The organism is Streptomyces sp. NPDC054863 (assembly GCF_053610825.1).
Map to the genome: position 1 here is coordinate 1 of NZ_JBSGZD010000312.1, position 9115 is coordinate 9115.

The following is a 9115-nucleotide window of genomic DNA, read 5'->3' on the forward strand; positions in this document are numbered from 1 at the left end:
GCGTTTCCGACTCTATCAGACCGTTTCCGTTCCGATTTCCTCGGCGCTTTCCAGGTTCTTCGCTTTCGCGTTTTCCCTTTCCGGCGGTTCCGACTCTATCAGATCCTTTCGGGCCTGATTCCCAGTCAGCGGGGTTTGTCTTTGCGGCCGTTGGGCCGTTCCGACGAGTGAGATATTAGCGGATTCCTGGGCCCCGATGCCAATCGGGGTGCGTCCTCTCGAACGCGGATTCCTCATTTCGCAAAAGCACACGTCGAGACAGTGCGACGGAGTGTCGCCTGCTCAAGTGGTTGGTGCGGAATGACTGTCCGGGGACCGACCGGGGTCAGTACTCACAGTCGGACAGCTCGGAGAACATTACGTATCCGTTAATCGTGTGTCAACCCCGGGGTGGGGGGCTACGGTGGGCCGCATGACTACGCGTACGTGCACCCTCTGCTGGTGGGCCGCCTGACGGCGGCCACGCACACGTATGCACCCACGGCCGCCGCTTCGGCGGCCGTTTGCGTATCTCCCTCCGGGAGGTCGGTCGCCGGTGGTGGCGGCCTCGACCAGGAGGAGAAGAGAGATGACGCGGATCTTCAGCGGGATTCAGCCGACCGGGCACATGACCTTGGGGAACTACCTCGGCGCAGTGCGGCGGTGGGCCGAGGTGGATCAGCACCGGGGCGAGGCACTGTTCTGTGTGGTGGACCTGCACGCGCTGACCGTGGAACACGAGCCGGCGCGCCTGCTGCGGCTCAGCCGGCAGGCCGCGACGCTCCTGCTGGCAACAGGGCTCGATCCGGCGGTGTGCACCTTGTTCGTGCAGAGCCATGTCGACGAGCATGCGCGGCTGTCGTACGTACTGGAGTGCACGGCCTCGGACGGGGAGGTGCGGCGGATGATCCAGTACAAGGAGAAGAGTGCGAAGGCGCAGGCGGCCGGGGAGAGCGTGCGGCTGTCGCTGCTGACGTATCCGGTGCTGATGGCGGCGGACATCCTCGCCCACGGGGCGGACGAGGTGCCGGTGGGGGACGACCAGACGCAGCACGTCGAGCTGACGCGGGACCTGGCGATGCGGTTCAACCAGCGGTACGGGCAGACCTTCGTGGTGCCCAGGGCGACCAAACCGGAGGTTGCGGCGCGGGTCATGGACCTTCAGGACCCGACTTCCAAGATGGGGAAGACGAGTGCGAGTGGGGGCGGGGTCGTCTTCCTGCTGGACGAGCCCGATGTCGTACGGAAGAAGGTCATGCGGGCGGTGACCGACAGCGGGGCCGGGGTGGAGTACGACCGGGAGGGGCGGCCCGGGGCTGCGAATCTGCTCGATGTGCTGGCGGCCTGTACGGGTGGGAACCCGGAAGGGCTGGCCGGCGAATACCAGTCGTACGGAGCGCTCAAGAAGGACACGGCGGAGGCGGTGGAGGAGGTGCTGCGGCCGGTGCGTGAGCGGCACGCGGAGCTGGCGGCGGACGGCGGATATGTGGACGAGGTACTGAGGAAGGGGGCGGAGCAGGCACGGGCGATGGCCCGGCCCACCGTGGATGCGGCGTACCGGGCCATCGGGTTGTTGCCTGCGGGATGAGGTGCGGGGAGGTCCGCGGTGGCCGGGGTGGCAGGTTGCCGGGGGTGTCCGGGTGAGGGTCAGCCGTTGCCGGTGGCCAGTTCGCGGCTGCGGTCGCGGGCGGCTTCCAGGGCGGCGATGAGGGCGGCGCGCACCCCGTGGTTCTCCAGCTCGCGGATGGCGCTGATGGTGGTGCCGGCCGGGGAGGTGACGGCTTCGCGGAGCTTCACGGGGTGCTCGCCGCTGTCGCGGAGCATGACCGCGGCGCCGATGGCGGCCTGGACGATCAGGTCGTGGGCCTGGGCGCGGGGCAGGCCGAGGAGAATCCCCGCGTCGGTCATGGCCTCGACGAGGAAGTAGAAGTACGCCGGGCCCGAACCGGAGAGGGCGGTGGCCGCGTCCTGCTGGGACTCGGGGACCCGGAGGGTCTTGCCGACGCCGCCGAAGATCTCCTCGGCGTGGGCGAGGTGGGCGGCCGTCGCGTGACTGCCTGCCGAGATGACGGACATGGCCTCGTCGACGAGCGCGGGAGTGTTCGTCATGACGCGGACCACGGGGGTGCCGGTGGCGAGACGTTCCTCGAAGAAGGAGGTGGGGATGCCGGCGGCGCCGCTGATGACCAGGCGGTCGGCAGGGACGTGCGGGGCGAGCTCGTCCAGGAGCTTGCCCATGTCCTGGGGCTTCACGGTGAGGATGAGGGTGTCGGCGCGCTTGGCGGCTTCGGCGTTGGAGACGGACTCGACGCCGTAGCGGGTGCAGAGCTCGTCGGCGCGTTCGCTGCGGCGGGCGGTGACCAGGAGGTCCGCCGGGCGGCGACCGCCGCGGATCATCCCGCTGAGGAGGGCTTCGCCGATCTTTCCGGTGCCGAGGACCGCGACGGTCTTCGGGGCGGGAGCGTCGGGTGTGGCGGTGTGCGTTGCGGCTGTCTGCTGGGTCATGCGGGACACCCTCCGGGGAGGTGGAGCTCGGGTACGTGCACATCCTTGCACCGGGACGGGTGGGGATGGCGGGGTGTCCGAGGGGTGGGAGGGGGTCAGGGGGTGCGGCGGCGGAGGGTGGCGGCGCCGAGGCAGAGGACCAGGAGGGCCACTGCGGCGACGATCGAGGTGGAGCGGACGAAAGCGGCCGTGATCTCGGTGTGGGTGCGGATCTCGTTCATCGCGTCCACCGCGTACGACATGGGGAGGACCGTGGAGATCGCCTCCAGGACGGGCTGCATGGAGGCGCGCGGGGTGAACAGGCCGCAGAGGAGCAGCTGCGGGAAGATCACCACCGGCATGAACTGGACCGCCTGGAACTCCGAGGCCGCGAAGGCCGAGACGAAGAGGCCGAGGGCCGTGCCGAGGAGGGCGTCCAGGAGGGCCACCAGGAGGAGCAGCCAGGGGGAGCCCACGACGTCCAGGCCCAGTAGCCAGACCGCGAGTGCGGTGGTGAGAGCGGCCTGGATCAGCGCCAGCAGGGAGAAGGCGAGCGCGTAGCCGCCGATCAGTTCGGTCTTGCCGAGGGGCATGGCGAGGAGGCGTTCGAGGGTTCCGCCGGTGCGTTCGCGGAGGGTGGCGATGGAGGTCACCAGGAACATGGTGACCAGGGGGAAGATGCCGAGGAGTGAGGCTCCCACGGCGTCGAAGGGGCCTGTTCCTCCGCCCGCTCCCCCGCCGCTTCCCTGGCCCGGTGGGGCCGGTGTGTCGAAGACGAAGCGGAGGAGCGTGATCATCACTGCCGGGACCAGGAGCATCAGGGCCGTCGCGCGGGGGTCGTGGCGCAGTTGGCGCAGTACGCGGGCTGCGGTGGTGAGGGTGCGGTGGGGGGACATGGGGGCCCCTTCGGGGTGGGGTGGGGTGGGGTTATGCGGTGTTGACCAGGTGGAGGAAGGCTTCCTCGACCGTGTCGGTGTGGGTACGGGCGCGGAGGGCGGCCGGGGTGTCCTGCGCGAGGATCCGGCCTTCACGCATGAGGAGGAGGCGGTCGCAGCGTTCGGCCTCGTCCATGACGTGGGAGGAGATCAGGAGGGTGGTGCCGCGGTGGGCGGCGAGGGCGTGGAAGAGGTCCCAGAGGTCGCGGCGCAGGACCGGGTCCAGGCCGACCGTCGGCTCGTCGAGGACGAGCAGTTCCGGGGTGCCGAGGAGCGCCACGGCGAGTGAGACGCGGCTGCGTTGGCCGCCGGAGAGGTTGCCCGTGAGGGCGTCGGCGTGGGTGGTGAGGTCGACGTCGGCGAGGGCGCGGGTGACGGACTCGTGGCGGCGGTCGGCGGCGGCTCGGCCGGGGGTGAGGATCGCGGCGAAGTACGCGAGGTTCTGGTGGACCGTCAAGTCGTCGTAGACGGACGGGGATTGGGTGACGTATCCGATGCGGGAGCGGAGGGTTGCGTGCCCTGCGGGCAGGCCCAGGACGGTGAGAGTGCCGGTGACCTTGGCCTGCGTGCCCACTACAGCGCGCAGCAGGGTGGATTTGCCGCAGCCGGAAGGGCCCAGGAGGCCGGTGATCCGGGCCGCCGGGATGGCGAAGGTCAGGTCGTGGAGGACGGGGCGGGGGCCGCGGGTGACGGTGAGGGAGTCGGCGGAGAGGGCGGGGGGTGGTGGGGCGGACGGGGTGGTGGCGTCCCGGGCGGCGGCGGTGTTTGCGGGGTGGGGGTTTGTTGGGGGGTGGGGGGTGATCATGGTGGGCTCCAGGGTTTATTCATCACTTGATGAATTGTGCGCTCGTGGCGGGGCGGCGTCAAGGACTGGAGGGGTGTGCCGAGGGGGCGGGCGGGGGGGTGTGCCGAGGGGCGGGCGGGGGTGTGGGAGGGGTCGCTGTTCAGTGCGGCGGTAGGGGGGCGGCTGTACGGAGGACCTCGTACCGATTACGACCGGGAACGCGGGGGCGGGGGGGGCGGGGGCGGTGTGCGGGCGGGGGGAGGCGGAGTGCGGTGTCCGAGCAGGGGGCGGTGTGCGGGGTGCGAGCGGGGGGGCTCGGGCGCGGCCGGTGGCGGCTGGTGCCGGGCACAGTGCGGTCAATGTGCGGGCGGGGGCGGGGCCGAGGTGTTGCGGGTGTTGCGGGTGCTGCCCGGGGGTGTGGCTGGTGGCTGGTGGTGTTCGTCGCGCTGCTGCCCGGCGTACTCGGGGTGCTTCCGGTGGTGGTGCTGGCCGGGGGGGGGGGGAGCTGGTGCCGAGGGCTCGTGCCGGGGCCGAGGGCTCGTGCCGGAGCCGGGGCCTCGTGCCGGAGCCGGGGGTGGGAGCTGGTGCCGAGGGCTCGTGCGGGAGCCGGGGCCCGTGCCGGAGCCGGAGGCTCGTGGCGGGGCCGGGGTGGGTTCAGGGGTGGGGGTGGGTTCGGGGGTTGTTTCGTGCTTCTGATGTGGGTGGTGCTCAGTGGGGGGCGCGGGCTACGTGGAGTTCGACCACGTACGGCTCTTCGATCCGGCCTGACGGGAAGGTTCTGAAGAGTTCGGTGCGCTCCTGGGCCAGGAAGCGGTCGGTGGATTCCGGGTCGTGGATCAGGAACGCCGAGTGGGTTCTGAGGTTCGCCAGGTGGTCGTCGACGGAGATGCGGCGGCTCCAGGGGACCTCTCTGGTCAGGAAGTTCAGGCCGCCGGTGTTGTGGCTGATGCGGTTCTTCATGTTGCCGTGGGCGCTCATTGGGGTGGTTGTGCTCAGCCGGGTGGGAGTGCTCGGTTTGGTGTCGGCGAAGAAGGTGCGGAGGCGGGTGTCCTGGTCGGCGACCCACTGCGTGGTGTCGTCCAGGACGTTCCACCAGAGGGCGAGCGCGCCGCCGGGGCGCAGGACGCGCATCGCTTCCGGGGCGGAGAGCGCGGCGTCGGTCCAGTGCCAGGCCTGGGCGTACGTAATGAAGTCGGCGGAGGCGGTGGCGAGGGGGAGATGGTTGCCGTCGCCACGGACGAGCGGGACGTCGGGGAGGGCGCGGCGGAACTCGGCGGCCATGCCGTCGCCCGGTTCGACGGCGATCGGGCGGGCGCCGCGGGCGACGAGCACGGCGGTTCCGATGCCGGTGCCGGCGCCGATGTCGGCCACGCGGGCGCCGGAGAGGGGGCGGCCGGCCAGTTCCTCGACGGCGTCCAGGAGGGCGGGGGGGTACGTGGGGCGGTGGGCGGCGTAGCTGGCCGCTGCGGCGTTGAAGGAGTGGGCGCGGGACTTGAAATGGGCGCGGGCGTCAGGGTGGGCGGGGGCGGTGGGGTGGGGGTGGGAGCGGGCGTTGGGGTGGGCGTCGGGTCCTTGCTCTGGTTCGGCGTCTGCTTGGGGTTCGGAAGGGTGGGGGGTTGTGGCCATGAGGCCATCCTGGCCTTCGGGGTGATCTGTGGGGAGGGCTTGGGGCGGCCGACGGGGCGGGGCCGCGGGCTCCGGGGGCGTGGCGGGTGGGGCTCTCGCGTTACTTGCGCTTGGGCTTCTTCTTGCGGGCGGCAGGGTTGCCCGTACGGGAGCCTCGGCGGCGTTCGTACTGCGTGAGGGCCGTCTCGTACTCCGTACGGTGCAGCTTCTCGCCGGGGGCTTCGGTCAGGGAGCGGAAGAAGTACGCGAGGAGCGAGCCGACGAAGCCGATGGTCTTCAGGCTGCGGAGGGACTGCTCGCGGGCCGGGTCCGCGGGGCGGGCCGAGAAGCCCTCCCAGGTCTTGCGGAACGCGATGGCGCTGCAGATCGCGAACATCACCACGACGAGCATGCCGACGATGCCGCCGACGTCCGCGATCTGGAGGCCCTGGTAGGCGAAGCGGAGGAGGAGGCAGCCGGCGACCGCTGCGGCGATCGAGCCGATCGATGCGCCTGCGCGGCGCAGGGCGTAGCCGTTGTCGTGGTGCAGCCAGGTCGTACCGAAGAAGCGGAGGGGCTCGGGCTGGGGGCCGGCCGGGGTGGTGGGGGCGTCGGCGTCGGAGTTCTGGGGGTTCTCGCTCACGGGGTCGATTATCCCCGGGGTGGGTGGAGGGGGCGCGGGTGAGAGTCCGGGGGTGGGGCTGGGTGTGGTGAGGGGGCCGTTGTGTTCGTCCTTCTTCCCGGGGAGGCGGCGTGGGTGAGTAGGGGGTTGTCGGTGGCTGGGGCGGTGGAGGGGGGCGGTGGAGGGGGGGGAGTTGGTGCCGGCTCGTGGGAGGGGACGTTTGGGTGTGGAGTCTGTGGGGGCAGGACGTGCCGGAGCGGAACATGGGTGCTCAGGGGGAAAGTTGAGGGCACCGTTGGGGGTGGGGCATTCCGGTTTTGGGGGCTTGGGGGGCTCGTGCGTTCTAGGGTGAGGGGACCACGCACTTCTCCCGGTGAGGGAGTCGAAGGGAGCTGAGCCGTGTCGCTCGCGGCGGACGATCCCCAGTTCATCGGGGACTACCGGCTCCTCGGCCGGCTCGGTACCGGTGGCATGGGCACCGTTTTTCTCGGCCGGTCCCCGTCCGGCCGCGAGGTCGCCGTCAAGGTGATCCACGAGCAGTACTCCGCCGATCCCGACTTCCGGACCCGTTTCCGGCAGGAGATCGCCGCCGCGAGGAGGGTGAGCGGGGCTTTCACCGCGGCCGTCCTGGATGCCGATCCCGATGCCGTACGGCCGTGGATGGCGACCCAGTACGTACCGGGGCCGACCCTTGCCGAGCGACTGGACGAGCAGGGGCCGCTGGCGGAGGGGGAGTTGAGGCTGCTGGCTCTCGGGCTCGTCGAGGCGTTGCGGGACATCCATCGCGTCGGCGTCGTACATCGCGATCTCAAGCCCGCCAACGTACTCATGGCCCACGACGGGCCCCGTGTCATCGACTTCGGCGTCTCGCGGGCCGTCGGCAACCGTACGCTGACCGTCACCGGGCACGTGATGGGCACTCCGCCGTTCATGTCGCCCGAACAGCTCAACAGCCCCCGCACCATCGGCCCCGCATCCGACGTCTTCTCGCTCGCCACACTGCTGGTGTACGCGGCCGTGGGGCGCGGCCCGTTCGACGCGGACAGCCCCTACATGACGGCGTATCAGGTGGTCCACGAGCAGCCCGTGCTCGACGGCGTGCGCGAGCCGCTGCGCGGGATCCTGGAGTACTGCCTGGTCAAGGATCCACAGGACCGGCCGGACACGGATGAGCTGGCCATGCTGTTGCGGAGGTGGACGCCCGCAACCGCCCCCGTGGAGGGCGCAGATGCGGGGGTGGGGGCTGGGGCTGGGGCGGGGGCTGGGGCGGGGGCTGGGGCGAGGGCTGGTGCGGAGTCCGGTGCGGATACTGGTGCCGATCCCGGTGCCGATACCCACACCGTCGTCGTTCGCCGTGGGGTCCCCGGCGGCGACCATCCCACGCCGCCGCCCCGCGCACCCCGCGTCCGGTTCCGGCTCTCGCGTCGCGTTCGTATCGGCTCCGCCGCCGTGCTTCTGATCGCGCTCGGGGTCGGGGGGCTCGCGCTGGTCCTCCACTCCCCCGGCGGGTCGGCCTCGGGGCCCTCCGGCACGAGCAGTGCGGACGGCGAGAAGCCGCCGTCCGGGCGGCGTTCCTGGCAGACCGCGCTGCCCACCGCCGCCAACGCGTGGGGGCCCTTCGAGGGGGCTCGCTGCACCGTGTCCGGAGCCGCCGTGCACTGCGGCGGACCCCACCTCAGGGCCGTGCGGCTGGATGCCGCCACGGGTTCCACCGTGTGGCGCGCGCCGGAGCCGCCGACCGCCCCCGGCACCCAGGAGGTCAACGACTCCTCCCCTTCCGAGGCCGCCGCCAAGGGCGCGGTGGTCTTCGTCGTCGAGACCGTGTCGGACTCGGCCCGGCGGCTCACCGCCCTCGACACCCGGGACGGCCACCGCCTCTGGCACCGGCCCGCCGGCGGCTACGCACCGCCCGCCGTCCTCGGCGGACTCGTCGTCGTCCCCGACGCCGCCCAGCGCAGCGTCGTCGCCCGCGACACCGCCACCGGCGCCACCCGCTGGACCACCCGGAACCCGGCCGGGCAGGCCTGCTCCCCGTTCGTCGTCGAAGGGCAGTTGTACGGGTCCTGCACGAGCCCCGACGACGGCGCCGCGCCCCGGAGTTACGTCCGTTACGCGAGCGGCGACGGCAGGCCGGCCGGCCTGGTGACCCGGGGCCGGGACCACGAACTCCTCGGGATGGACAAGGGGCTGCTGGTCTTCGCCAAGTGGGAGCGGTTCGGCGACGCCGCCCCGCACGCCAACCACGAGGGGAGCTTCTCCTCGCTCCTCCTGGTCGACCCCACCGGCACCCGCGCCCCGCGCACCCTCGCCCTGGCGGGCACGCCGAAGGGGCGTCCGGTCCTGCTCCACGGCGCCGTCTACTTCGTGCACCACTGGGGCACGGTCTCCGCGTACGACGCCCGGGGCGGCGGCCTCCGCTGGCGGAAGGAGGCGGGGGTGCGGGGGCTGGGCGTCCCGGAGACCGACCGCGAGGGCGCCACCCTGTTCCTGCCGAGCCTCAGCGGGCGGGTGCTCGCGCTCAACTCCCGTACGGGCAAGGAGATGTGGCGCTCGGCGCACCGGAGCACTCCGCCCGCCGCGTACCACGACACGACGGTCCTGCTCGCGGGCGGATCGCTGGTCGTCACCGGTACGAGCGGTGAGGTCTTCTCCTTCGACCCGGCGGATCCGGCGCTGCGGCCGGGGGGCGGGGAAGCGGGCCGGGAC

At 71.9% G+C, this 9115-nt stretch carries 7 protein-coding genes; 2 read left to right on the forward strand and 5 right to left on the reverse strand.

Features of this window, described 5'->3' with window-relative positions; translation table 11 throughout:
- Nucleotides 1–568: 568 nt before the first annotated feature.
- On the forward strand, nt 569–1567 hold the full coding sequence (gene trpS, locus ACWGIG_RS33305; RefSeq protein ID WP_453325423.1) for a tryptophan--tRNA ligase: 999 nt from the start codon (nt 569–571) through the stop codon (nt 1565–1567).
- Between the two features lie 59 nt (nt 1568–1626).
- On the opposite strand, the gene proC is transcribed toward trpS, so the two are convergent.
- The 5 genes from proC to ACWGIG_RS33330 form a co-directional block, all read right to left on the reverse strand.
- On the reverse strand, nt 1627–2484 hold the full coding sequence (gene proC / locus ACWGIG_RS33310; RefSeq protein ID WP_453325424.1) for a pyrroline-5-carboxylate reductase: 858 nt from the start codon (nt 2482–2484) through the stop codon (nt 1627–1629).
- Between the two features lie 95 nt (nt 2485–2579).
- A complete protein-coding gene (locus tag ACWGIG_RS33315; protein ID WP_453325425.1) occupies nt 2580–3359 on the reverse strand; it encodes an ABC transporter permease in 780 nt (259 codons plus the stop codon).
- A 31-nt stretch (nt 3360–3390) separates the two neighbouring features.
- Nucleotides 3391–4203 (reverse strand): ABC transporter ATP-binding protein, encoded by an 813-nt coding sequence (locus tag ACWGIG_RS33320; RefSeq protein WP_453325426.1) that lies wholly within the window; start codon nt 4201–4203, stop codon nt 3391–3393.
- Nucleotides 4204–4890: 687 nt separating this feature from the next.
- Nucleotides 4891–5808 (reverse strand): class I SAM-dependent methyltransferase, encoded by a 918-nt coding sequence (locus ACWGIG_RS33325; protein ID WP_453325427.1) that lies wholly within the window; start codon nt 5806–5808, stop codon nt 4891–4893.
- Between the two features lie 100 nt (nt 5809–5908).
- Nucleotides 5909–6430 carry a hypothetical protein gene (locus ACWGIG_RS33330; protein WP_453325428.1) on the reverse strand — a complete coding sequence of 174 codons (522 nt, stop codon included), beginning with the start codon at nt 6428–6430 and terminating at the stop codon, nt 5909–5911.
- A 378-nt stretch (nt 6431–6808) separates the two neighbouring features.
- Here ACWGIG_RS33330 and ACWGIG_RS33335 point away from each other — a divergent pair.
- The coding region (locus tag ACWGIG_RS33335) for a serine/threonine-protein kinase (protein WP_453325429.1) at nt 6809–9115 on the forward strand (2307 nt) is incomplete at its 3' end.

Bases quoted from the DNA above. Each gene is read 5' to 3' on its own strand.
- trpS (WP_453325423.1), top strand. From the start codon at position 569: ATGACGCGGATCTTCAGCGGGATTCAGCCGACCGGGCACATGACCTTG.
- ACWGIG_RS33320 (WP_453325426.1), bottom strand. From the start codon at position 4,203: ATGATCACCCCCCACCCCCCAACAAACCCCCACCCCGCAAACACCGCC.
- proC (WP_453325424.1), bottom strand. From the start codon at position 2,484: ATGACCCAGCAGACAGCCGCAACGCACACCGCCACACCCGACGCTCCC.
- ACWGIG_RS33315 (WP_453325425.1), bottom strand. From the start codon at position 3,359: ATGTCCCCCCACCGCACCCTCACCACCGCAGCCCGCGTACTGCGCCAA.
- ACWGIG_RS33325 (WP_453325427.1), bottom strand. From the start codon at position 5,808: ATGGCCACAACCCCCCACCCTTCCGAACCCCAAGCAGACGCCGAACCA.